General features: G+C 57.0%; 23 protein-coding genes and 1 pseudogene. 12 read left to right on the top strand and 12 right to left on the bottom strand.

Annotation, left to right across the window (positions count from 1 at the left end; all coding sequences use genetic code 11):
• Nucleotides 1-113: 113 nt before the first annotated feature.
• The 6 genes from VGM55_RS14995 to fliF are packed head-to-tail and all read right to left on the bottom strand — an operon-like array spanning nucleotide 114 to nucleotide 6,389.
• On the bottom strand, nucleotides 114-1,190 hold the full coding sequence (locus VGM55_RS14995; protein ID WP_331635913.1) for a flagellar hook-length control protein FliK: 1,077 nt from the start codon (nucleotides 1,188-1,190) through the stop codon (nucleotides 114-116).
• Entirely contained in the window at nucleotides 1,187-1,636 is a 450-nt protein-coding gene (gene fliJ, locus VGM55_RS14990; RefSeq protein WP_154188181.1) for a flagellar export protein FliJ, read from the bottom strand. Before fliJ ends, VGM55_RS14995 begins: the two co-directional genes overlap by 4 nt.
• 14 nt (nucleotides 1,637-1,650) lie before the next feature.
• On the bottom strand, nucleotides 1,651-3,018 hold the full coding sequence (gene fliI, locus VGM55_RS14985; RefSeq protein WP_154188180.1) for a flagellar protein export ATPase FliI: 1,368 nt from the start codon (nucleotides 3,016-3,018) through the stop codon (nucleotides 1,651-1,653).
• The gene (locus tag VGM55_RS14980; protein ID WP_154188179.1) at nucleotides 3,015-3,725 is read right to left on the bottom strand and encodes a flagellar assembly protein FliH; all 711 of its coding nucleotides are present in this window, start codon (nucleotides 3,723-3,725) and stop codon (nucleotides 3,015-3,017) included. The genes fliI and VGM55_RS14980 overlap by 4 nt, the downstream gene beginning before the upstream one ends.
• Nucleotides 3,712-4,698: a flagellar motor switch protein FliG gene (fliG, locus tag VGM55_RS14975; RefSeq protein WP_154188178.1), complete on the bottom strand. Its 987-nt coding sequence runs from the start codon at nucleotides 4,696-4,698 to the stop codon at nucleotides 3,712-3,714. Before fliG ends, VGM55_RS14980 begins: the two co-directional genes overlap by 14 nt.
• The gene (gene fliF / locus VGM55_RS14970; RefSeq protein ID WP_331635912.1) at nucleotides 4,695-6,389 is read right to left on the bottom strand and encodes a flagellar basal-body MS-ring/collar protein FliF; all 1,695 of its coding nucleotides are present in this window, start codon (nucleotides 6,387-6,389) and stop codon (nucleotides 4,695-4,697) included. The genes fliG and fliF overlap by 4 nt, the downstream gene beginning before the upstream one ends.
• Before the next feature lie 274 nt (nucleotides 6,390-6,663).
• Here fliF and fliE point away from each other — a divergent pair, with 274 nt between their 5' ends.
• Genes fliE through VGM55_RS14930 form a run of 8 tightly spaced genes read left to right on the top strand, consistent with a single transcriptional unit; the run spans nucleotide 6,664 to nucleotide 13,675 of the window.
• Nucleotides 6,664-6,996, top strand: coding sequence for a flagellar hook-basal body complex protein FliE (gene fliE / locus VGM55_RS14965; protein ID WP_154188176.1), 333 nt, complete (start codon nucleotides 6,664-6,666; stop codon nucleotides 6,994-6,996).
• Between the two features lie 17 nt (nucleotides 6,997-7,013).
• On the top strand, nucleotides 7,014-7,862 hold the full coding sequence (locus tag VGM55_RS14960; RefSeq protein WP_154188175.1) for a CheR family methyltransferase: 849 nt from the start codon (nucleotides 7,014-7,016) through the stop codon (nucleotides 7,860-7,862).
• Between the two features lie 2 nt (nucleotides 7,863-7,864).
• Nucleotides 7,865-8,917, top strand: coding sequence for a chemotaxis response regulator protein-glutamate methylesterase (locus tag VGM55_RS14955; protein WP_331635982.1), 1,053 nt, complete (start codon nucleotides 7,865-7,867; stop codon nucleotides 8,915-8,917).
• Nucleotides 8,918-8,968: 51 nt separating this feature from the next.
• Entirely contained in the window at nucleotides 8,969-9,355 is a 387-nt protein-coding gene (gene cheY, locus VGM55_RS14950) for a chemotaxis response regulator CheY (protein ID WP_154188173.1), read from the top strand.
• A 5-nt stretch (nucleotides 9,356-9,360) separates the two neighbouring features.
• Nucleotides 9,361-10,002: a protein phosphatase CheZ gene (cheZ, locus tag VGM55_RS14945; protein ID WP_154188172.1), complete on the top strand. Its 642-nt coding sequence runs from the start codon at nucleotides 9,361-9,363 to the stop codon at nucleotides 10,000-10,002.
• Between the two features lie 18 nt (nucleotides 10,003-10,020).
• Nucleotides 10,021-11,166: a flagellar biosynthesis protein FlhB gene (gene flhB / locus VGM55_RS14940; protein WP_331635911.1), complete on the top strand. Its 1,146-nt coding sequence runs from the start codon at nucleotides 10,021-10,023 to the stop codon at nucleotides 11,164-11,166.
• On the top strand, nucleotides 11,166-13,268 hold the full coding sequence (flhA, locus tag VGM55_RS14935; protein ID WP_154188170.1) for a flagellar biosynthesis protein FlhA: 2,103 nt from the start codon (nucleotides 11,166-11,168) through the stop codon (nucleotides 13,266-13,268). The genes flhB and flhA overlap by 1 nt, the downstream gene beginning before the upstream one ends.
• On the top strand, nucleotides 13,268-13,675 hold the full coding sequence (locus tag VGM55_RS14930) for a flagellar protein FlhE (RefSeq protein ID WP_154188169.1): 408 nt from the start codon (nucleotides 13,268-13,270) through the stop codon (nucleotides 13,673-13,675). The genes flhA and VGM55_RS14930 overlap by 1 nt, the downstream gene beginning before the upstream one ends.
• Nucleotides 13,676-13,680: 5 nt before the next feature.
• Here the strand turns inward: VGM55_RS14930 and VGM55_RS14925 are convergent.
• Nucleotides 13,681-13,848, bottom strand: a pseudogene (locus VGM55_RS14925) (LysE family translocator); the annotation flags it as partial.
• 68 nt (nucleotides 13,849-13,916) lie between these two features.
• Nucleotides 13,917-14,555: a TetR/AcrR family transcriptional regulator gene (locus VGM55_RS14920; protein ID WP_154188168.1), complete on the bottom strand. Its 639-nt coding sequence runs from the start codon at nucleotides 14,553-14,555 to the stop codon at nucleotides 13,917-13,919.
• A 65-nt stretch (nucleotides 14,556-14,620) separates the two neighbouring features.
• On the opposite strand from VGM55_RS14920, the gene VGM55_RS14915 reads away from it, so the two are divergent.
• Nucleotides 14,621-15,817 (top strand): TCR/Tet family MFS transporter, encoded by a 1,197-nt coding sequence (locus VGM55_RS14915; RefSeq protein WP_154188167.1) that lies wholly within the window; start codon nucleotides 14,621-14,623, stop codon nucleotides 15,815-15,817.
• A 6-nt stretch (nucleotides 15,818-15,823) separates the two neighbouring features.
• Here the strand turns inward: VGM55_RS14915 and VGM55_RS14910 are convergent, their stop codons facing one another.
• The 4 genes from VGM55_RS14910 to VGM55_RS14895 all read right to left on the bottom strand — a co-directional run bounded on the left by VGM55_RS14910 (nucleotide 15,824) and on the right by VGM55_RS14895 (nucleotide 19,551).
• Nucleotides 15,824-16,501 carry a semialdehyde dehydrogenase gene (locus tag VGM55_RS14910; protein ID WP_154188166.1) on the bottom strand — a complete coding sequence of 226 codons (678 nt, stop codon included), beginning with the start codon at nucleotides 16,499-16,501 and terminating at the stop codon, nucleotides 15,824-15,826.
• 26 nt (nucleotides 16,502-16,527) lie between these two features.
• Nucleotides 16,528-17,097, bottom strand: a complete 570-nt coding sequence (locus VGM55_RS14905) for a TetR/AcrR family transcriptional regulator (RefSeq protein ID WP_154188165.1) — start codon at nucleotides 17,095-17,097, stop codon at nucleotides 16,528-16,530.
• A gap of 105 nt (nucleotides 17,098-17,202) precedes the next feature.
• Nucleotides 17,203-18,054, bottom strand: a complete 852-nt coding sequence (locus VGM55_RS14900; protein WP_154188164.1) for an SDR family NAD(P)-dependent oxidoreductase — start codon at nucleotides 18,052-18,054, stop codon at nucleotides 17,203-17,205.
• A gap of 330 nt (nucleotides 18,055-18,384) precedes the next feature.
• Nucleotides 18,385-19,551: a methyl-accepting chemotaxis protein gene (locus VGM55_RS14895; protein ID WP_331635910.1), complete on the bottom strand. Its 1,167-nt coding sequence runs from the start codon at nucleotides 19,549-19,551 to the stop codon at nucleotides 18,385-18,387.
• 276 nt (nucleotides 19,552-19,827) lie between these two features.
• On the opposite strand from VGM55_RS14895, the gene VGM55_RS14890 reads away from it, so the two are divergent.
• Genes VGM55_RS14890 through VGM55_RS14880 form a run of 3 tightly spaced genes read left to right on the top strand, consistent with a single transcriptional unit; the run spans nucleotide 19,828 to nucleotide 22,971 of the window.
• A complete protein-coding gene (locus VGM55_RS14890; RefSeq protein ID WP_154188162.1) occupies nucleotides 19,828-20,385 on the top strand; it encodes a winged helix-turn-helix transcriptional regulator in 558 nt (185 codons plus the stop codon).
• A complete protein-coding gene (locus VGM55_RS14885; RefSeq protein WP_331635909.1) occupies nucleotides 20,369-21,412 on the top strand; it encodes an HlyD family secretion protein in 1,044 nt (347 codons plus the stop codon). Before VGM55_RS14890 ends, VGM55_RS14885 begins: the two co-directional genes overlap by 17 nt.
• Nucleotides 21,409-22,971: a DHA2 family efflux MFS transporter permease subunit gene (locus VGM55_RS14880; RefSeq protein ID WP_331635908.1), complete on the top strand. Its 1,563-nt coding sequence runs from the start codon at nucleotides 21,409-21,411 to the stop codon at nucleotides 22,969-22,971. The genes VGM55_RS14885 and VGM55_RS14880 overlap by 4 nt, the downstream gene beginning before the upstream one ends.
• Nucleotides 22,972-23,247 lie beyond the last annotated feature (276 nt).

Below are 23,247 nucleotides of genomic sequence, written 5' to 3'. Positions count from 1 at the left end.
ATTTTATTAACACATCAGCCAGCGGACTGATTAAATATGGCCGCCATTGTAGACCATTTAACCAGCAGCATAATTAAGGGATAAAATTTCATTCCTGCTGGCTTTTCAGAAAATTAAGCGAAGGTGTTTATTCCATAACGCGTTAATTGCGACGGCGGCAGTGGCTGCATACCGTGCTCATCTGTCATCGTGGTTTCCGCTTCCCCCTGCGCTTGTTTTCCCTGCCCGTGCTGCTGCCCACCGCTTTGGGCAGAGGCAGACTGGGCGCTATCGCCGCTGACGTTGGTCTGCCCAAGCTGAACGCCGGACTCGGCCAGCGCGGCACGGAGCTGAGGAAGCGCAGCCTCAAGCGCCTGGCGTACATGCGGGTGATCGCTGACGATATGCAGCTGAGCGTGCTCCTGCTGCATGCGCACGTTAATTTGCAGCGCCCCAAGCTCCTCCGGGTGCAGCCTGATTTCCGCGTGGTGAATACCGTTGCGGGTAAAGGTGGCTAAGTGTTGGCTCAGGGACTGCTGCCACTCAGGAGACCCGACGCTTTGCGGGAGGGAAGCGGCCACCGGCTGAGGACGTACGGCAGCCTCAGCCGGCAGCATGTCCCGCACTTGCTGCAGTGCGCCCACTAGCGGCGTGCTCTCTACCGTTTCAGCACCCTGTCCCCCCGGCGCAGTGCCGACGTTCTGTACCGGCGCATTGACCGCCAGTACCGGCGTACCGCCTTCTGCTAATGCTGGTTTAAACGCCGGCGCAAGCGCCAATTTCGGGTCTGACATTGTCGCCGAGCCATCACGCGCTACCGGTACCTGGCCCGGACCGGGACGTAGCCCCGGGGTAAGCGGGCCGATGACCGTAGCCTCTGCCTCTTCCACGCTCTCTGCTACCTTGCCCGCGACCACCTGCTGAAGCTGCCAACCAGGATGGGCCTCAGCCTCTACCGGCATCAGCGGCATCACGCCCGGCATGGCGCTTTCGTCCTCTTTCTTTGCCCCAGGCTCTTCCGGCTCCACGCGCTCCGGCAGTCCGTCACGCTCCGGCGAGTGAGGCTCTTCGCTCAGCATCGGAAGGGAAAATATCAGCTGCGCCTGCGCCTCCTCCATCAGTTCGTCAAAAGAGTGGCTCATCAGCCCCGCGGATTTTCCCGGCGTTTTAACAGGCTGCCCGTGCAGCATAGCCTGAAGATCAATATTCATAGCATTTCCCGTTTCTGCCCCGAACGCTGGGCAAATTCATCCATCATTTTCTGTTCATAGCGGCTCTCTGCCTGAGCGGCTGCGGTGGCTCTGCGGGTGAGCAGCGTTTCAAACGCGTTCAGTCGCTGCTTGTCTTCCCCCCAGTTTGCTTTCGCCTCCGTGACCGCCTGCTCGCACTGCGCGACGTGCTGACTGTGCTGCTTCACGACCCTGTTGAGAGACAAAATAAACGACTGGTGGTTGGCAAGGTCGGCCACGCTCATGCCGCGTTCCATCATGCTGCTGCGCAGCGACTGCTGGTACTCCTGCTCATAACCCTGAAGCTGGTCGCGCTGGCTTACCGCCTGCTGCCAGTTTTGCAGTGCGCTACCCAGCGCCTGGGTGGTATCCGTTAGCTTCTCTTCCGCCATATCACGCAGCATCGCCATAGGATTTTTCACTTTCATTACGCCACTCCCGGTCAGGACTTCACGTCAGGAAACAGCGCGCCCAGCGCGCTGACAGCCTCTTCATAGCCACAGCTTTCATGGATAGTCTGGTGCAGCCAGGCTTCCATTTGCGGATAACTGCGAATCGCTCTATCCAGCAGGGGATCGCTCCCGGCAACATAGGCGCCCACGCTCACCAGGTCGCGGTTGCGCTGATAGGCAGAGAGCAGCTGTTTAAAAGTTTGCACCTTGCGGTACTGGGCGTGGCTAATCAGTTCGGTCATCGCACGGCTGATAGACGCCTCAATATCAATCGCCGGATAGTGTCCGGCTTCCGCCAGGCGGCGCGACAGCACAATGTGGCCGTCAAGAATGGCTCGCGCAGAGTCGGCTATCGGATCCTGCTGATCGTCACCTTCGGTCAGCACGGTATAGAATGCAGTAATCGAGCCTCCCCCCGGCATCCCGTTTCCGGCTCGCTCAACCAGCGCAGGCAAACGGGCAAAGACCGATGGTGGGTAGCCCTTAGTGGCGGGCGGCTCGCCAATGGCCAGCGCCACTTCGCGCTGTGCCATGGCGTAACGCGTCAGGGAATCCATAATCAGCAGCACGTTCAGGCCGCGATCGCGGAAGTCTTCCGCCACCCGCGTGGCGTATACCGCCCCCTGCATACGCAGTACCGGTGAAACGTCGGCCGGCGCCGCAATCACGACGGCGCGTTCGATCCCCTGTTCACCCAAAATATTTTCAATAAAATCTTTTACTTCTCGCCCACGCTCGCCGATGAGACCGACCACGATGACGTCCGCATCGGTAAAGCGAGCCATCATGCCGAGCAGCACGCTTTTGCCCACGCCGGAGCCTGCAAACAGCCCCATGCGCTGGCCTCGCCCAACGGTGAGCAGGCCGTTAATCGCCCTGACGCCAACGTCCAGCACTTTCTTGATAGGGTCGCGGTGCAGCGGGTTTAGCGAAGCGGTAAACAGGCTGGCTGACTGACCTTTTGCCGGGGCGGGAAGCCCGTCCAGCGGCCGCCCTTGCGCATCCAACACGCGACCCAGCAGCTGCGGCCCAACCGGTAGCTGTTTTCCCGCATCGCTGTCTGCGTTGGGGGCGTAAACGCGCGCGCCCGGCAGGATGCCGTCAACGTGCTCAAGGGGCATCAGGTAAAGCGTCGCCCCCTTAAAGCCCACCACTTCGCTTTCAACGGCCATAATGCCGTGGCTGGTTTGCCGCTCAACGATGCACAGAGCACCGATCGGCAACCGCAGGCCGACCGCTTCCATCACCAGACCGGTTGCGCGGACCAGCTTGCCGTACTGACGAAACTCAGGAATACCCCGTAACAGAGCTTCGCTGCGGTCAATGGCCTCCAGCCAGCCTTTCAGGCGCTGACTCATGACGATGTTCCTTCGCTGGCACGTTCGCAAAGCGCCTGCCAACGGGTTTCGAGGCTGGCGTCAAACTCCACTTCATCGCTAACGATTCGGCAGCCACCCGCTGCCAGCTGCGGGTCAGCCTGGATCTCCCAGCCCATCGTCCTTAGCGTGTCGCCAAGGGCTTCCTGAACCAGGGCCGAGTCAGCCGGGCTAATCATCAGGCGGGCTTTGCCCTGCAGCAGTTCATCCCGCTTCATCAGGCGTTTAATTTGTTCCAGCAGCCTGCTGCTGCTGCTGGACGCCTCTTCACCTTGTAGCTGCTGTAGTGCGGCTAGCGCCAGCTGTACTAAGCGACCGGGGATCAGGCTATCGAGGTTGTCCAGCGACAGCTTAAAGGCACTGACCCATTCCCGGGCCTGGCGCAGGGTAGCCTGCTGTGCCGCTTCGGCATCCGCTTTCCCCTGTGCCTCACCGGCTTCCCGCCCGGCCAGGAAACCCGCGTCGTAGCCCTGCTTTCGCCCTTCTTCCTGGCCTTTTGCTATCCCCTGACTCAGTCCTTGCTGCTCTGCCTGCTGGCGCAGGCGCGCCAGCTCTGCTTTGAGCTGCACGTCAGATTGCGCGCTGTCCAGTTTTGGCACGAATGCTTCCGGCTCGGCCTCAGGCTCCAGCAGGTTTTCCGGCTGCCAGCTGCGCCACTGTGGGGCGCTAAATTCATTAGACGTAGGCATCGTCGCCGCTCCCGATCAAAATCTCGCCGGTCTCGGCAAGACGACGAACAATCAGCAGAATCGTCTTCTGCTCCGCCTCCACCTGCGAGAGCCGCACCGGCCCACGGGAGGCCAAATCTTCGGTCATCAGTTCCGACTGACGACGAGACATATTGCGGAAGAACTTGTCGCGCAGCTTCTCGTCCGATCCCTTGAGGGCGATGATAAGCGTTTCGCTTTCGATCTCCTGCAGCAAGCGCTGAATGCTGCGATCGTCGACGGTGACCAGGTTTTCGAACAGGAACATCTCGTCGATAATTTTCTGCGCCAGCTCGTGGTCGAAGTCGCGTACAGCTTCGATGGCCTGCTCCTCTTGCTGGGATTTCATCAGGTTGAGGATCTCTGCCGCCGGACGCACACCGCCCATTTTGCTGCGTTTGAGGTTTTGGCCGTGCAACAGGTTGTTCAGCACTTCGGTCAACTCCTGCAACGCCGCAGGCTGCACGCCGCCGAAGGTGGCAATACGCAGCATGATGTCGTTACGCTCACGGTCGTCGAACTGACCAAGAATATCGGCCGCCTGGTTACGCTTCAGGTGAACCAGAATAGTGGCGATAATCTGCGGATGTTCGTCACGGATCAGGTCATAAACTGCCTGCGGCTCCATGAAGTTCAGGGTTTCGATGCCGTTCGATCCGTGATGGCTGTCCAGCAGATCTTCCAGCAGAGAAGACGCTCGCTCTTCGCCCAGCGCCTTGACCAGCACGCTGCGCAGGTAGTCGTTGGTGTTCAGGCTAAGCGCAGCGTATTCGCTGGAATCACGGCTGAACTCCTCCAGTACCGATGACATCTGATCGTGGGTAAACCCGGCCATGTTGACCATCGAGCTACTGATTTGCTTAACCTCGTGGGCGTTTAAATGTTTAAACACTTCCGCCGCCAGCTCGTCTCCGAGCGTCAGCATCACGATGGCGCTTTTTTCACTGGCATTCATGATTTCTGTTGTTCCTTACTCATCCACTGGCGGATAACCAGAGCAATCACGCGCGGCTCCTGCTCCGCCAGCTCACGCAGCTGCTGACCATTCATCTCAGAGTCCACACGGCGCTGCGCTTTAGCATTGGCCTGCATTTCGGCCGCTTTCTTCTTCTCGTCAATTTCGGCCTGACGTACCTGCTGCTCCATTTCCAGCCGCTTGATGGTGGTTTCCTGCTGGCGAGCCCAGGCTGGCTGCACCAGTTTGCGCCACATAATCCAGGCGATAATGGCTATCAGCAGGTAGCGGGCCATCGACATCAGCATTTCGCGGAAACTTTGCTGCTGCCAGAGCGGCGGCATAGGTTCTTCGACAACGCCGTTAAAGGCGGAGTTAACAATGTTCACGCTGTCGCCGCGCTCCGCGCTAAAGCCGATGGTTTCTTTCACCAGCGTGTTAATACGCTCCAGCTCTTCCGGCTTCAGCGGTTCTATTTTTCCGTCTTCCCCGGTAGGGAGATGGTTAATGACTACCGCCACCGACAGGCGCTGGATGCTGCCAACGCTGTTTTTGATATGCGTCAGGGTGCGGTCTACTTCGAAGTTGGTGGTTTCGTCGTTGCGGTTGTTATACGGCTGGTTTGTTGCCCCGGTGTTCTGCGCGGAACCGGCTGCGGTCTGCCTGGCGGCAGGTGCAGGTGTCGGCGTATTCAGCGGCTGGGTCAGCGGCGCGGTGGCCGGCGCAGGCGGCTGATTGCTTAACGCTCCCGGCACGCCGCCGGTGGTACGGCCGTTGCCCTGCTCCGACTGGCTGGACTGACGGCTGCGAACCGCCATTTTGTCCGGGCTACCGTTGGGCTGGTACTGCTCTTGCGTTTGCTCTTGCTGGGTGAAGTCGACCTGCGCCGTCACCTGGGTACGTACGTTACTGTCCCCTACCAGCGGCGCAAGAATGCGCTGAATTCGCTGCTGGTAGTCAGCTTCAATTTCGTTGGTGTATTTGAGCTGCGAGGTTTGCAGCCCGCGCACGCCGCTTTGTGTTAGCAGGTTGCCGCGCTGATCTACGATGGTCACGTTTTCAGCCGGCAGCCCGGAAACGGCACTGGAGATCAAGTGGGTGATGGCCATAACCTGACCATCGTCCAGGGTACGTCCCTGAATCAGGTTGACGGTTACCGAGGCACTTGGCTGCTTTTGTTCACGAACAAACATTGACGGCTTAGGCACCGCAAGATGCACACGAGCCTGCTGAATTGGCCCCAGGTTTTCGATAGTTCGCGCCAGCTCGCCCTCAAGCGCACGCTGGAAGTTCACCTGCTCGCTAAACTGGCTGATACCAAATTTTTCTTTATCGAGCAGCTCAAAGCCAACAGCGCCCCCCTTCGGCAACCCTTGCTGAGCCAGGCGCATACGGACTTCGTGTACCTGGGCGTCCGGCACCATAATGGCGCCGCCGGGGGTATCAATACGGTAAGGCACGTTCATCTGCGTGAGCTGGGAAACAATCGCCCCGCCGTCTTCATCGCTAATGTTGCTGAACAACACGCGGTAGCCCGGCTCTTTTGCCCAAAAGATAAGCGCAATCAAAATAGAGATTGTCGCAGCCGCACCGGCGGCCAGCGCTAATTTCGGGCTGGCACGTAACCAGGTCACTGCCGCCTTAACGCCGTCCGCCGGATTGTTTTTTAACTCATTTAATGTGGCACTCATGCCGTAATCCTGTAAGAAATAAGCGAGCAGTAAGTCAACTGCAAGGTAGCCTGCGGATGATGCCAGGCAACAACCGAGTCAATAACGTTTCGGAGAGATTTTTCAGGCGGGCATTATGTCCGTTATCGCATTATTTTTAAGCAACAATAAGGTTCAACTTCTGTCGGCTTATCGGATTTTTCCGACAATTTAAGCACATGCTAAGATGCCTTCCGTTTAAAAGCTGCGCAATTCTGATGCAGTATTTCTTCATTACTTATCCGGAAATAAAATAATGTCAGCAGCAATTCACGGCGTGCTTGAAAAAATACATGCGCAGGCTCAGGCAATATCGGGAAGCACCAATGTATTCCCGCACAACGCCGTTAAAAACGAGAGTAAAGGGGCAAGTTTTTCAGATGCTTTGCTTAATAGCATTAATGAAATAAATAAAACGCAGCAGACATCAAAGCAGCAAACGCAAGACTGGATGTCAGGTAAAAGCGATATCGGCCTTAATGACGTGATGCTGTCGATGCAGAAATCTTCCGTGGCATTTACCTTCGGCGTACAGCTGCGAAATAAAATGGTCAGTGCTTATCAGGAAATCATGAGCACGCCGGTTTAACGGCGCGCCTGATAATCATGAATGATATTTTGCGCCTGCCGCCTCGTTTGTCACAGCTGTCGGATGCATTGTCCGACCGTGAATTACATAAAATTAGCCAGCTGATTTACCGTCGCGCGGGAATAGTGCTTAGTCAGCAAAAGCGCGACATGGTATTTAACCGGCTTTCACGGCGTCTGCGGGAATTATCGCTGACCAGTTTTAGCGAGTATATCGCGATTCTGGAAACACAGCCCGAGAGCCCGGAATGGCAGCTATTTATTAATTCGCTGACCACGAATTTGACCTCATTTTTTCGTGAGGCCTATCACTTCCCGGTCCTGGCTCAGCACGCTCAAAGCCGCCGCTCGGGCTATCGGGTTTGGTGTACCGCGGCGTCAACGGGCGAAGAGCCCTGCTCCATTGCCATGACGCTGGATGAATACCTGGGAGCGACCGTTTCTGGCCCCAGAGTCTGGGCGTCAGATATTGACACCAGCGTGCTGGAGAAAGCCACATCAGGCGTTTATCGACTGGAGGATATTCACGCGTTAAGCCTTACGCAGAAGCGAAACTATTTCCTGCGCGGCACCGGGGAAAACAGTGACAAAGTGCGGGTAAAACCAGAGCTGCTGTCGACCATCCATTACCAGCAGCTCAACCTGCTGGACAGCAAGTGGGCGGCGCCAGGCCCCTTTGACGCCATTTTTTGCCGCAACGTGATGATCTATTTCGATGCCGCGACGCAGGCCAGATTAATGCAGCGCTTCGCGCAGATGCTGAAACCTGGCGGGCTGCTGTTTGTTGGCCATTCGGAACATTTCAATCATCTGAAAGGACGGCTACGGCTGCGCGGCCAGTCAGTGTATGAGCTCGTGGAGGCCTGATGATACGTAAGATACGCGTGCTGTGCGTCGACGACTCCAGCCTGATGCGCAACATGATAAGCGCCGCGGTTAATCAACAGCCGGACATGCAAATCGTCGGTACCGCTGCCGACCCGCTGGCGGCCAGGGAGCTGATTAAACAGCTTAATCCGGATGTGTTGACGCTGGATATCGAGATGCCGCGTATGAATGGCCTGGAGTTCTTATCGCGCCTGATGCGCCTGCGGCCGATGCCGGTGGTCATGGTTTCTTCTCTGACGGCCAAAGGCTCTGAAGCCACGCTGAACTCGCTGGAGCTGGGGGCAGTGGATTTTATTGCCAAGCCATCGGCCTGGGAAAATAGCGTGCTGGCAAACTGGGCCGGGCAACTGGCGGAAAAAATACGCCACGCGGCAAAGGCTTCGCTGCCGGTACGTGCCGCCGTACCGGCCAGGTTCCCGCAATTGCAGGCCGCAAAAGTCGGTGAAGAGAAGCTGATTGCCATCGGCTCTTCCACCGGCGGCACGGAAGCATTACGCCGCGTACTGATTCCGATGCCGCCCCAGTGCCCGGCTATCGTTATCGCCCAGCATATGCCGCCAGGTTTCACCCGCTCGTTTGCACAGCGCCTGAACTCACTGTGCACTATAACGGTTAAAGAGGCTGAAGACGGCGAACCGGTAATGCCCGGCAGCGCGTATATCGCCCCCGGCGATCGCCATATGGAGATTCAGCGCCACGGCAAAGGCTATCAAATTCGCCTCAATAGCCATGAAGCCGTGAACCGCCATCGTCCTTCCGTAGACGTGCTGTTTCACTCGGTTTCCCGGCAGGCCGGAAAGCACGCCAGCGGCGCCATCCTTACCGGTATGGGCAGCGACGGCGCAAAAGGGCTGCTGGAGATGCGCCAGGCGGGCAGTTTCACCCTGGCACAGAGCGAACAAAGTTGTGTGGTCTTTGGCATGCCGCGCGAAGCCATCGCCCTGCAGGCCGCGGTTGAGATCGTAGACCTGTCGAACATCAGCCAGCGGCTGCTGGAAAGCTTCGGCCCCCTGCAAAGAAAAGCGACCCAATAACAAGCGGGAAACCTCCCCCGACGACAGGAGGCATTATTTCAGGATAAGAACATGTTGGATAAAAACTTGCGTTTTCTGGTCGTTGACGACTTCGCCACCATGCGCCGTATTGTGCGCAACCTGCTGCAGGACCTCGGCTACAAGAATATTGAAGAAGCCGAAGACGGCCAGGATGCCCTGCTGAAACTGCGCGCGGCCACCTTTGATTTTGTGGTTAGCGACTGGAATATGCCGAACATTGACGGACTCGAGCTGCTGAAAACCATTCGCCAGGACGCGCAAATGGCCAAAATGCCGGTGCTGATGGTGACCGCTGAAGCCAAGCGAGAAAACATTATCGCCGCCGCACAGGCCGGGGCTAACGGCTACATCGTCAAGCCTTTCACCGCTGCCACGCTTGAAGAGAAGCTGGGCAAAATCTTTGAAAAACTCGGGTGAAGACGATGAGATCACAAGCAAACGGCGTGAGCGAAAACAATTTTAAAGACATTTTTTCTCGTATTGGGCAACTGACCCGCCTGCTGCGGGACAGCATGGCTAACCTCGGCCTTGAACAGGCGATCATGGAAGTTGCCGATGCCTTCCCAAATACCCGTGACCGCCTGGACTACGTTGTCGATAGAACATCTCAGGCCGCCAACCGGGCGCTGACCGCCGTCGAGGTCGCCCGCCCGCTGCAGGAAACGTTGAGCGAAAACGCGGACGCGCTATCCAGCCGCTGGGACGAATGGTTTGCCGACCCGCAGCCGCTTGAGGTGGCACGCGAGCTGGTAAAAGACACCCGTGCCTATCTGCAGCAGGTGCCGGAAGTGACGCGCAACACTAACCAGCAGCTAACCGAAATCATGATGGCGCAGGACTTCCAGGACTTGACCGGTCAGGTGCTGCAAAGCCTGATGGCGCTGATTGAGTCAATCGAGAAAGAGCTTATCAGCGTGCTGCTGGAAAATATGCAGGATATTGAAACCTCCGCCAGCGACGGTGATGCGAAGCTGAAGAACGGCCCGCAGATCAACGCCACCGCCGCCGGAATCGTCGCTTCTCAGGAGCAGGTTGACGATTTGCTGGAGTCCCTCGGCTTCTGAGTAAGCTGACGCCGCACCATGTCTGAATCCAGCGATAACGAAAAAACCGAAGACCCCACACCCCATAAAAAGGCCAAGGCGCGAGAAGAGGGGCAGGTTCCCCGTTCAAAGGAGCTGACTACGCTGTTGATGCTGCTGGTGGGCTGGGGGCTGATGGTGGGCGCAGGAGAGCACCTGGTGCGCAGCCTGCTGCATCTGATGCACAACGGCCTGACTTTCGATCGCCTGCTGATCGCGGAGCCGGTAATGATGCAGCATCGCGCGTCTTCGTTACTGGGGCAGGGTTTTCTGGCGCTGCTGCCGTTCGTCGCCGGGCTGTTTATTACCGCCATCGCCGCGCCGCCGCTGATCGGTGGCCTGAACCTGAGTGGCAAATCACTCAAACTGAACCTGAAAAAGCTGAACCCGCTTAGCGGGATTAAGCGCATGTTTTCCGGGCAGATGGTTTCCGAACTGGTAAAGGCCATCCTGAAGGTGCTGCTCGCCGCCACCGGCGGAGGCATTTATTTACTGTTGAATAAAGAGAAGTTTATCCGCCTGATTTTCCAGCCTCTTGGGCTGGCGCTGGGTGACTTTACCACGCTGATGATCGGCTGCCTGCTGGCCGTCATTTTGTCACTCATCCCGATGGTGGCGTTCGACGTGGTGTACCAAATCTGGAGCAACCTGAAAAAACTGCGCATGAGCCGTCAGGAGATCAAAGACGAATTCAAGCAGCAGGAGGGTGATCCACAGCTTAAAGGCCGCATTCGCCAGATGCAGCGTGCAGCCGCTCAGAACCGAATGATGGCCGACGTGCCTGCCGCCGACGTGGTGGTGAACAACCCGACCCACTATTCCGTCGCCCTGAAGTATCAGGAAGGCAGTATGGGTGCCCCCAAAGTGGTGGCCAAAGGCAGCGGCCTGATTGCCCTGCGCATCCGTGAACTGGCCGAAGAGCACAAAGTGCCGATGCTGGAGGTGCCGCCGCTGGCGCGTGCGCTCTACCGCCACTGTGAAATTGGTCAGGCCATTCCGGCGGACTTGTACAACGCGGTGGCCGAAGTACTGGCCTGGGTATACGGCCTTAGGCGCTGGCGCAAAGGCTTTGGTGTACGCCCGCAAACCCCTGATAACCTTCCGGTGCCTGAGGCGCTGGATTTTGCCCAAGAGAGTAAAGAGTAATGGCCAATATCGCCACCCGGTTACGTTTACCGAACATGAAAGAGACCCAGTGGCAGGTACTGGCCGGCCCAGTGCTGATCCTGACGATTCTGGCGATGATGATCCTACCGCTGCCGACCTTCGTGCTGGACCTTCTGTTCACTTTTAACATCGTCCTGTCGATCATGATCCTGCTGGTGGCGATGTTCACCCAGAATACGCTGGAGTTTTCCGCCTTCCCAACGGTGCTGCTGTTCTCCACCCTGCTGCGCCTTGCGCTCAATGTCGCCTCCACGCGCGTGATCCTGATGCACGGGCACACCGGCGGCGATGCGGCAGGCCAGGTGGTGGAAGCCTTTGGCAACTTCCTGGTGGGCGGTAACTTCGCCATCGGGATCATCGTTTTTATCATTCTGATCATTATTAACTTTATGGTGATCACCAAAGGTGCCGGACGCATCGCCGAGGTGGGCGCGCGCTTCACCCTGGACGGGATGCCAGGTAAGCAGATGGCGATTGACGCCGATCTGAACGCCGGGCTGATTGGCGAAGAAGAAGCCAAGCGCCGCCGTAAAGAAGTGACCCAGGAAGCGGATTTCTACGGATCGATGGACGGTGCCAGCAAGTTTGTTCGCGGCGACGCCATCGCCGGGCTGATGATCATGGTTATCAACGTGCTTGGTGGGTTGATGATCGGCGTAATGCAGCACGATATGTCGATGGGCATGGCCGCCGAAACTTACACCCTGCTGACCATCGGTGATGGCCTCGTCGCACAGATCCCAGGGCTGGTGATTTCCACCGCTGCAGGCGTGGTCGTCACCCGCGTGGTGAACGAGCAGGACGTGGGCGAGCAGATGGTCAGCCAGCTGTTTACCTCTTCCCGCGTGCTGTTCCTGGCCGCCAGCGTGATTGGCCTGCTTGGCCTGATCCCGGGAATGCCGAACTTTGTGTTCCTGTTGTTTACCGCCATACTGCTGGGCGTCGCCTGGTGGCTTCGCGGAAAAGAGACCCAGCTCGCCGCCCAGGGCGGTTCCATCAGTGGTGAGAACAAAGACAGGGCGATGGCTGAGGCCGAAGCGGCGCAGGTTAACGAAGCCACCTGGTCTGACGTTCAGATGGAAGACACGCTTGGGCTGGAAGTGGGTTACCGACTCATCCCAATGGTGGATCGTGACCAGCAGGGGCAGCTGCTGACCCGCGTGCGCGGCATCCGCAAAAAGTTTGCCCAGCATATGGGCTTCCTCCCACCGCCGGTACATATTCGCGATAACCTTGATTTATCGCCAACCGCCTACCGTATTCTGCTGAAAGGGGTGGAAATTGGCAAAGGCGATACCATGCCGGAACGCTGGATGGCGATTAACCCCGGCTGTGCGGAAGGAGATGTGCCCGGCATTGCCTGTATTGAGCCAACGTTTGGCCTGCCTGCGCTGTGGATAGAGGAAGCTCACCGCGAACTGGCGCAAACCCTGGGCTACACCGTGGTTGACCCCAGCTCGGTGATCGCCACCCATATTAACCACCTGATAAGCCTGCATACCGAAGAGCTGTTTGGTCGCCAGGAGGCACAGCAGTTACTCGATCAGATAACCAAACAGTCGCCGAAGCTGATAGAGGATTTGATCCCCGGCGTGATAACCCTGACCACGCTGCATAAGGTGCTGCAAAATCTGCTGGCTGAGCGTATCTCCATCCGCGATATGCGCACCATCATCGACACGCTGGCGGAGTTCGCCACTGCCCAAAGCGATGCCGATGAGCTCACGGCTCGCGTCCGTGCTCGTTTAGCCCGCGCCATCACTCACCAGTGGTTCCCCGGCGATGATGATATTCAGGTTATCGGGCTGGATCTGTCGCTGGAACAGCTGCTGGTGCAGGCGACACAAAACGGAAGCGCTATCGAACCGGGCATTGCTGAGAACCTGATGAAACAGACCGAAAGCGCCCTGATGCATCAGGAAAGCATCGGTGCGCCGCCGGTGCTGCTGGTTAATCCGGCGCTGCGCCTGATGCTTTCGCGCTACCTGCGCCGTATCTTCCCGCAGCTGGTGGTGCTCTCAAGTCAGGAGATCAGCAGCCAGCGCAACGTGCGTATGACCTTTATGATAGGTGGACGCTGATGCGAAGGTTCGCCATTGCCGCGCTAATTTTTCTACCGTCATTCGCCCTGGCCCAAAGTGGCGCCTGGAGTAGCCAGAGCCAGGGGCCTGTCATTAGTCGCGGGCAGCAACGCTTTAAAAGCCAGCCGATTAACGCCCCCGCCCCCCTGCCCACGGGCGCGGTAGCCTCCCGCGTGCAGTGGCGGGTCGTTACCGCTACGCCACCGCCTGGCTATCTCGAACTAAAACTGTGTGGCGGCGGGAGCTGCATAACGCTTCCCTCGCTTTCAGGTAGCCGAACCCTGCCCGCGTCGTTTCCGGCAAACGGCCCGTGGTATTTTCACTACGAGTTTACCACCCGCGGCGCACTCACTCCGCCGATCACCGTTCTCAGCAATCAGGTTACGGTTAACTACCGCGTTCGCTAAGCGGATTAACGTCGGCTTATGCCAAGCTTTGCCGCAAACAACAGAAACGCGCAGCCCGTTACGCGGTCCATCCACTTCACTACGCCAGGTTTTCTGAGCACGCCGGAGGCAGAGCGCGTTGCCAGAATAAGGGTAAGCGTGAGCAGCGTGAAAGCCAGAAGTGCATCGGTGACGGACCGTTTCTGACTCCGAAAACGATGAATCTACTGAAATTCATGCCGCCGGCAACGACTTTATGCCGCTATCTTTCGCCGTAAACCGTCCCGCTCATTGCCGCTATTACCCCCATCGTTCCTCTGTCGATCAGATTAAGAAACACGTCAGCTGCGGCGGCGTTATCCCGCGTTTTGCTGAAGGTTCGGTGAGCCTGAATCAGGGCGGCGCTCCACGTCGCCAGCACTAATGTCGCCGCCAGTTGCGTTTCCGGGGCGTCGTTTTCAAAACCGGAATCGACGGCCAGCGCCTGCGCCAGTGCCAGGGTGAACTCATCCCGTATCGCTCTGGCTCGCGCCTTAAGCGCTTCGCTCTTCTCAATGGTCGAAACAAAGCCCTGCCCGGCCACGGAAAAAGCCACCAGCGGGCTGTTTTGCGCCACCAGCTGGTGAGCAAAGCGGCGCAGCGCTTCCAGCGGGCCGGTGTTTTTATCGCGCAGGTTCAGGGCATTACGCAGCATCTCCAGCCCCTCTTCTTCGCGGTCAAAAAACATGTCTTCTTTACGCGGGAAGTGGTTAAACACCGTCATCCGCCCCACCTGTGCCGCCGCAGCAATCTCATCAACGGTCACCTGCTCAAACCCCTTTTCCAGAAACAGCCGGGTTGCAACGTTCGAGATCTTTTGGCGGGTAGCAAGGCGATTAAGCGTTCGACGATCGGATGGCATTGACAGGATCCTGTTGAATGGATGATTATGTACTGAGTATATATTGGTACTTAGTACAGGTAAACATGAACAAAGCGTTGGTTGTTATTTTCTCCGCCATTTGCCTGGATGCCGTCGGCATCGGCCTGGTTTTTCCCATCCTGCCGCACCTGCTGGAAGAGGTGATGCATACGCCGGATATCGCTCACTGGATAGGCATCATGACCGCGCTGTATGCCCTGATGCAGTTTATCTTTGCGCCACTGCTGGGGGCGTTGAGCGACAGCTATGGTCGCCGGCCGGTCCTGTTGATCTCACTTGCCGGTGCCGCAGTGAACTACCTGATCATGGCCTTCGCACCGCAGCTGTGGATGCTGCTGCTGGGGCGCGCCATCGCCGGGCTCACCAGCGCTAACGTCTCGGTGGCAATGGCCTACATTACCGACGTTACTCCGGCGGAAAAGCGCGCCCGTCGCTTTGGGCTATTTAACGCCATGTTTGGTGCCGGGTTTATTATCGGCCCGGTCCTGGGCGGCCTGCTTGGAGACTATTGGGTCAGGCTACCGTTTATCGCCGCTGCGGTGCTCAACACCTGCAACCTGCTGATGGCGCTGTTTATGCTGCCGGAGTCACGCACGCCGGAGCGCCAGCCGTTTATGCTCGCAATGCTCAATCCGCTAAGGCCGCTGCGTCGAATTTTTACGATGAAGGGACTTATCCCGATTGCGGTGGTCTTTTTTATCCTCAGCGCGACGGGCGAGGTGTACGGGACCTGCTGGGCGCTGTGGGGGTCTGATGCTTTCGGCTGGAACGGCCTGTGGATTGGGCTTTCTCTGGGTGCCTACGGCATTTGCCAGACGCTCACGCAGGCGCTGCTTCCCGGTCCGATTACCCGCTGGCTGGGTGAACGTGGCGCGGTGCTGTTTGGCATCTTTAGCTCGTGCATTGCGCTGACGATGCTGGCCTTCGTGCAGCAGGGCTGGCAGGTGTTTGTGGTGATGCCGCTGTTCGCGCTGGGCGGCGTAGGAACGCCTGCTCTGCAGGCGTTAGCCACCCACAAGGTGGACGCCGCAAGCCAGGGGCAGCTGCAGGGGATTCTGGCGTCTGCCGTCAGCCTGGCGTCTATCATTGCCCCGCTGGGATTCTCAAGCGTCTACTTTGTGGTACAGAAAGCGTGGCCGGGCGCTATCTGGCTGTCGGTGATTGTGGTGTACGCCATCGCCGTACCGCTGGTGTTATTAAGCACCCGCGGCGCAAAAGAGGAGCCGCGGCTAAGCCCATAACCCGGTTTAACTCCGGCGGTCGGCACAGGCCACGATGTCCGGCTTGGCCATGATGGCTTTCTTCACGCCAAAGCGCGTGATATTCAGCATCGCGTTACCGATGTCGATAATCGAGAGAAAACGCTTCCCGGTGGTGGCGCTGATAAGCCGCATTATTGGGGCGATGACGGTATATAAAAGTCGGTAAGACGCGGTACGGGACTGCACGTCCGCCGTCGGCAGAATAAACGCCGGGCGGAAAATAGCGGCATTGCCGGGAAACAGCGCCAGCAATTTGTTTTCCACTTCGCCGCGCACGCGAGCCCACATCTGTGAACTTTTCCCGCTGCTGTCTGCGCCCGCGCCGGAGACATACACAAACGTCAGCTGCGGGCTGCGGGCGTTAAGCTGCTCTGCAACCTGCAGCGTCATGTCGTAAGTCACGCGCCTGTACGCGGCCTCGCTGAGGCCGGATGAGCTTATCCCGGCGCAGAAGAAGCATGCATCAACGCCGCTGAACAGCGGGTCGGATCCATCAAAATCCATCAGATCGCCGTTCACAACATAGCGAATGCGGGGATCGTGTTCGCCTTCTGGCCGTTTCCTGACGAGCAGAATAATTTCGCTCACGTCTTTCGCTTTCAGGCTTGCCAGCAGCACGCCCTGCCCGACCATCCCGCCGGAACCTACAATCACAACTCTCATCGGTTATATCCTGAAAACATAGTGGGTTAAGCCGTAATCGCGTTCCACATCATGCGAAAGCCCAGCTGCAGCAGCGCTTCTTTTTCCGCCGGCTGTTTTTCAATTTGCTCACTGGTGGCATCAGAAATGTTTTGAATCACGGCATAGATAAACGCTTTAGCATCCGTAACGAAAACAGACTGCTGAATGGCCTCATCAAACATTTTATCCGCCTGACTCAGCGCCTCCGGCGTGCTGGCGAGCGTTTCCGGCGTCAGCAGATCCGAAACCACCAGCAGCCTGAGTACCCGCTTCCCATCAGGGTTTTTCAGCGACCATTCTGTGTAACCTCGCCAGATGTGCATGATCTGAGTGCGGAAGTCGGCATCCCTGGGGTAGCCGGTCACCAGCAGGTCTGACATATCCTGCTTCAGCATCAAATAAACTTCGTTTAATAGCTGCTCTTTGGTGGGGAAATAGGTAAACAACGTGCCTACCGCCACCTCCGCGCGTTTTGCAATACTGGCCGTTGTGGCCGACAAACCGCTTTCCGCAACAATAGCCACCGCGGCATCCAGAAGTGCCGCATGTTTTTGCGGGCTTAGTGGTCGTGCCATAACAACGTCTCCGGGGTCGGTAAATTATTGCCGAACAGTGTAATAGATTTAGCCGCCAGGATTTTAGCTTTACGCCCTCCCGCCACCGGCGGGAGGGGACTGTTACTACTCGGGAATAAACCCGGTTTTGCCTTCGATTGCCACAGAGACAGAAATATCCTGCTGCTGCGCCAGCGACTGCAGGCTCTTTTGGTAGCCGCCTTGAAGGATGTGGAAAGCATCCGCGCCCAGTACGGTACGCAGCTCTGGCTCAGCCTGTTGGCTCAGGGTATAGATAGCATTGGCCATTTTGACCGGATCGCCAGCGTTACTTTCCTCCCCGTGCTCGGCAATCCAGCGACGCAGCTGCCCTACGGTACCGTCTCTGTATGCATCGGTTTCCTCGGTCCAGCGTACGTTGGCCTGGAAATTGGTTTTAATCGAACCCGGCTCGATAATCTGTACCTTAATGTTGAATTCGGCAACTTCCTGCGCAACCGTTTCGGCAAACCCTTCCAGGCCATATTTTGCCGCGTGGTAGAACGCTCCCCCCGGGAATGCGATTCGCCCCCCCATGCTGGTGATGTAAATCAAACGCCCCTGCTTTTTAGCCCGCAGAGCGGGAAGGAAGGCACGAGTAATATGCACCGGGGACAGTAGGTTTAACGCAAACTGGTGCTCAATTTCCTGCTCGGTGAACTCTTCCATAGCACCGATGATGGCCCCACCGGCATTATTGACAATGACATCGCTATCGCCGTGTTTTTTCGCGATGTCGGGCAGGCTGGCAAAGTCGGTCACGTCCAGTTTTTCAACGATAAGTTGCCCGGAGAACTGCGGCTGTAGCTCCGCAAGCGCGGCAGGGTTACGTACGGCCGCCACGACGGTATTACCCGCCTCCAGAACGCGACGGGTCAGCGCCAGGCCCAGGCCGCCGGAAGCCCCGGTGATAAACCACTTTTCAGTTTTAGACGTCATCTTTGTATCCTCGGTTGATAAGCACGGCGCGTAGCCAGGCGGTGATATGGTACGAATAGTGTGGCCAACGATTAAATGACTGACCACTCACTCAATTATAAAACTGACGATTTTTTTTGCAACAGGGATGACGAAGATTTATTGATGAGGTGAAGGGATTAATGAACAAAGAAAATGATTATCAGTAAGTTACTGCGATTTTTTTATTATGGGCACAGCGTACAAGGACCGCGCGCTTTCTGCTCCCCAGGCTACGTACCGCTCGTCGCGCGGGAGCAGAAAAAAACCGTTAAATACCGGAGTATTGCGGCGGGCCTTAAGGCAAGCAGATTAAAATGCCTGCCAATGTCCCTCTTCTTCACGCTTTAGCAGCCGGCGCGGCGCGGGCTGGGGCGATAGCTGGACTTTAGCCTCATCGCTGTCGCCCAGACGTAAACCGCTGGTTCTTTTTTCCAGCTCGAAGACTTGCTTATTCAGAATCTCCGAAGAACCAGCCAGCTCTTCTACCACCGCAACGTTCCCCTGGGTCACTTTCTCCAGCTCGGATAATGCCGTGGTAATTTGCTGAATGCCTTTTTCCTGTTCATTGGTCGAGATAAAAATATGCCCCATCAGGGTATCAATATTTTCTGAGCCGGAAACAATGTCCTTCATATTTTTTTCCGCTTCTGAGACCAGGCTGGCACCCTGCAATACATTTTGGTTGGTAATATCAATCAATGACTTAATATTTTTGGCTGATTCTGAACTTTTATGCGCGAGGTTTCTGACTTCGCCCGCAACCACCGCAAACCCTTTACCATGCTCACCGGCACGCGCGGCCTCAACGGCGGCATTCAGCGCCAGAATATTCGTCTGGAAGGCAATGCTGTCGATGATGGTAATGATTTCCGTCATCTTATTTGCGCAGTCGGTTATCGAGGTCATATTGCTGGTCAGCTTCTGCATCAGATCGCTGCCGTGATTAGCCGAACGGTGAGCCCCGCTGGTGATACCGCTCAGCTGGCGGGTGCTGTCAGCGTTATTTTTGGTTCCGGCGGAGATCTGTTCCATGCTGGAGGCGGTCTGGATAAGCATCGCCGACTGCTGCTCGGTTTTGACCGACAGCGTTGCGCTTTGATGTGCCAGGCTTTCCGACAGCGATTTTGCTGATTGCGAAGATTTACGGATATCCATTACCAGGGTAGTAGTTTCTGCCGAAAGCGTATTTATGCCGGGAATTAATCTTCCTGCGCAATTATTACCAAACTCAGGAATATGTACCGATAAATTACCTGAGTTGATTTCATCAATGCTTCGCTTAACATTATTAATTGGCCGTACAAGATATATCGTCATATACGTCCAGAGTGAGGAAAGCAATATCACCCAGGCGACGTTAAGCATTAATAACACGGTGAAACTTGCTGATAAAGCGAACGCCAACAGATCAATAACTAAAAAGGATATAGCCAGGAAAAGGGCAATAACGCTTCGAACGCTTGCATTCTTAAGCATAGGTAATCCTGTCACTCACTCGGGCGGGTATATTATTTATTACCTGGATTTATGGAAAAGCCATCTTACAAAAAAATATGGAGCTATATCTCGCCATAAGCCAATTAAAAGGATTTTAAGTCCGCACTTTTCGTTTAAGGACGACGTCTTTCTGAATATATCCGGGAGGTTACGGCAACAGCAATGTCGCACAGCGGTCATATCTACAGTAACTTGCATTTTGATAGTTACTATGCCAATTTGTGCCCAGACGATAACCCGCAACCGGATAGCTCCATGAAAAACGAACCTCTTTGCAGCGCCCCCTGCCCCATCGCCCGCAGCCTCGGCCGCATCGGTGACAGCTGGAGCATCATGATCCTTCGGGATGCGCTGGCCGGTTTTACCCGCTTTGACGAATTCCAGAAGAGCAGCAACATGGCACCCAATATTCTCTCGCGCCGCCTGAAAGAACTGGTCGATGACGGGTTACTGGATAAGGTCTGCTACAGCAGCGCGCCGCCACGCTATGAGTACCACCTCACCCAGCGCGGCCGCGATTTCCGCATGGTACTGCTGGCGCTGGCTGAATGGGGTAACCGCCACTTCGCTCCAGAAGGACGGCAAATGCAGCTGGTTGAAAGCGAAACCCAGCGTCCCGTGGAGCCAATCCTTGCCGATAAACAGACCGGGGAGCCGATTGTTTCCGGTAAATACACCATGGTGCCAGGACCTGCGGCCTCGCCCATGATGAAGTACCGCCATGAATATCTGCGGCGTAAGCAGGCCGGTGATGCCGGGCTAAAATTCCAGCCAGAACAGTACAGAGAAGCCCCTCATGAATCCGGCCAGTAAGAAAAAGTTAATCACGCTGGCCATCCTTTGTGCGACCGTGTTAGCGGCGGCGGGCTACGGCGCCTGGTGGTGGCATAGCGGGCGCTTTATACAGTCCACCGATGACGCCTATATTGGTGGCGACATCAGCGCGATTTCGACCAAAGTGTCCGGCTACATTCAACAGATTGCGGTGCAGGACAATATGGCGGTAAAAAAAGGCGAGCTGCTGATCCGTATTGATGACCGCGATTACCAGGCTGCGCTGGCAAAAGCCCAGGGCGAAGTTGCCGCTCAGCAGGCGGCGCTGGCGGATATTGCCGCTACCCGGCAGCTGCAGCAGGCCACGATAGAAGGTTCGTCCGCCTCAGTCGCTGCGGCAGCGGCAGCAACGGAAAAAACGGCCAACGATAATCGCCGCTACAGCGCGCTGGAGGCCTCAAGCGCCATTTCGGCCCAGATTCGCGACAACGCTTCTGCGGATTATCGCCGGGCGCGAGCCGAACAGGGCAAGGCGCAGGCGGATAAAGCTGTCGCTGAACGCCAGTTAGCCGTGCTGGATGCCCGCCAAAAGCAAACGCAGGCCGCGCTTGAACAGGCGCAGGCTAATTTAGCCATGGCTAAACTGAATCTCAGCTATACCGAAATTCGCGCGCCGTTCGACGGTGTTATCGGCAACCGCCGCGCGTGGTCGGGCTCTTTCGTCACCAGCGGCACACAGCTGCTTTCACTCGTGCCTTCACACGGGCTGTGGGTTGACGCTAATTTTAAAGAGAATCAGCTGGCACATATGCGCGCCGGTTTACCGGTCACCGTCGTCGCCGACGTGCTGCCGAATCGTACTTTTAAAGGCCATATCGCCAGCGTCTCTCCGGCCACCGGCTCCCGCTTTAGCATTCTCCCGGCGGAAAATGCGACGGGTAACTTCACCAAAATCGTCCAGCGCGTGCCGGTTCGCATCGCGCTGGAAGGCGACGGAGCAAAACTGGATGTCCTGCGTCCTGGGCTTTCGGTCATCGTCACCGTTAATCAAAAGAGCGCACGATGAGCAACGCCCAGGCCGCACCGATGCCGCAGGGCATCTCTATGCCGATGGCAAAAAAGATCTTCGCGTTTGCCAGTATGTGCGTGGGGATGTTTATTGCGCTGATTGATATCCAGATCGTTTCCGCCTCGCTGCGGGACATCGGCGGCGGCCTTTCAGCGGGGGATGATGAAACCGTTTGGGTGCAGACCAGCTACCTGATCGCCGAGATCATTATTATTCCGCTGTCCGGCTGGCTCTCCAGGGTGATGTCAACGCGCTGGCTGTTTGCCGCCTCGGCGGCAGGTTTTACGCTGATGAGCCTGCTGTGCGGCTGGGCGTGGAATATTCAAAGTATGATCGCTTTCCGCGCCCTGCAGGGGCTGGCGGGCGGATCAATGATCCCTCTGGTGTTTACCACCGCCTTCGCCTTTTTCCAGGGTAAGCAGCGGGTCATTGCCGCCGCGACCATCGGCGGCCTTGCTTCTCTGGCACCGACGCTTGGCCCAACCGTTGGCGGCTGGATCACCGAAAACTTTAACTGGCACTGGCTGTTCTTTATCAACGTGATCCCGGGGATTTACATCGCCGTCGCCGTTCCGCTGCTGGTAAAGGTAGATACCCCTGATTTCTCCCTGCTTCGCGGTGCGGACTATTTCAGTATTTTGCTGCTGGCGGCTTCGCTGGGCTGTCTGGAATATACGCTGGAAGAAGGCCCGCGCTGGGGCTGGTTTGACGACAGCACAATCGCCACCACAGGCTGGATAGCGCTGCTGTGCGGCATCGCTTTTATCATTCGCACTCTGCGCCATGCCCAGCCGGTGATGGATCTGCGGGCGCTGAAGGACAGAACCTTTAGCCTGGGCTGCTACTTTTCGTTTATGGCCGGGGTAGGCATCTTCGCCACCATCTATTTAACGCCGCTGTACCTCGGCACGGTGCGCGGGTTTAGCGCCCTGGAAATCGGCCTGGCCGTATTTTCGACCGGCCTATTCCAGGTGATGTCGATCCCGTTTTATTCCTGGCTGGCGAACCGCGTGGACCTGCGCTGGCTGTTGATGGCCGGGCTCATCGGCTTTGCTATTTCCATGTACAGCTTTGTGCCCATCACCCACGACTGGGGCGGCGATCAGCTGCTGCTTCCGCAGGCGTTTCGCGGCCTTGCACAGCAGTTTGCCGTCGCACCGACCGTAACGCTTACGCTGGGCAGTCTGCCGCCCGCGCGGCTTAAGCTTGCCTCTGGCCTGTTCAACTTGATGCGTAACCTGGGCGGGGCTATCGGCATCGCCCTGTGTGGCACGGTACTGAATGACAGAACCAATCTGCATTACAGCCGCCTGGCCGACCATCTCAATACCGCCAATCTGGCGATGACGGATTTCGTCCAGCGCAGCGCCGCTAACCTCACCGCGCAGGGTTTATCGCCTGATGCCGCCGCCAGCGGGGCGCTAAAAAACCTTTCTACCCTGGCGCTACGCGAGGCGCGAACCCAGGCCTTTTCGGATGCTTTTTACCTGATCATGATAGGTTTTTTGATTGCCGCGATGCTGGTCCCGTTAATGAAAAAGCCGCAGGCACACTGATGTTTAGGAGAGATGGTTCCTCTCCCAGTGAGCTTTCTCTTGGTCACAAATAATCATTCTGAAAGATCGGCTAAGGTTCCGTTCACCTCCAGTCCTGCTTCACATGTCACCCCCGAACCGGTGAACGTCTCGGGAGAATCACCGTCATTCCCCCGAGACCCCGGACTCCCGGCCAAATAAATCGACCGCTGAAGCGGCAGACCTCCGTTTTATCTCCCAGTCCTGGGTCGGCTGAGATGCGTTCCCGACGCTCTCAGCCTCCGGCCGTTCCCGACG

The sequence above is a fragment of the Cedecea sp. genome, from assembly GCF_036500665.1.
GTDB lineage: Bacteria > Pseudomonadota > Gammaproteobacteria > Enterobacterales > Enterobacteriaceae > Cedecea.
This window is presented reverse-complemented; position numbering and strand designations above follow the sequence as displayed.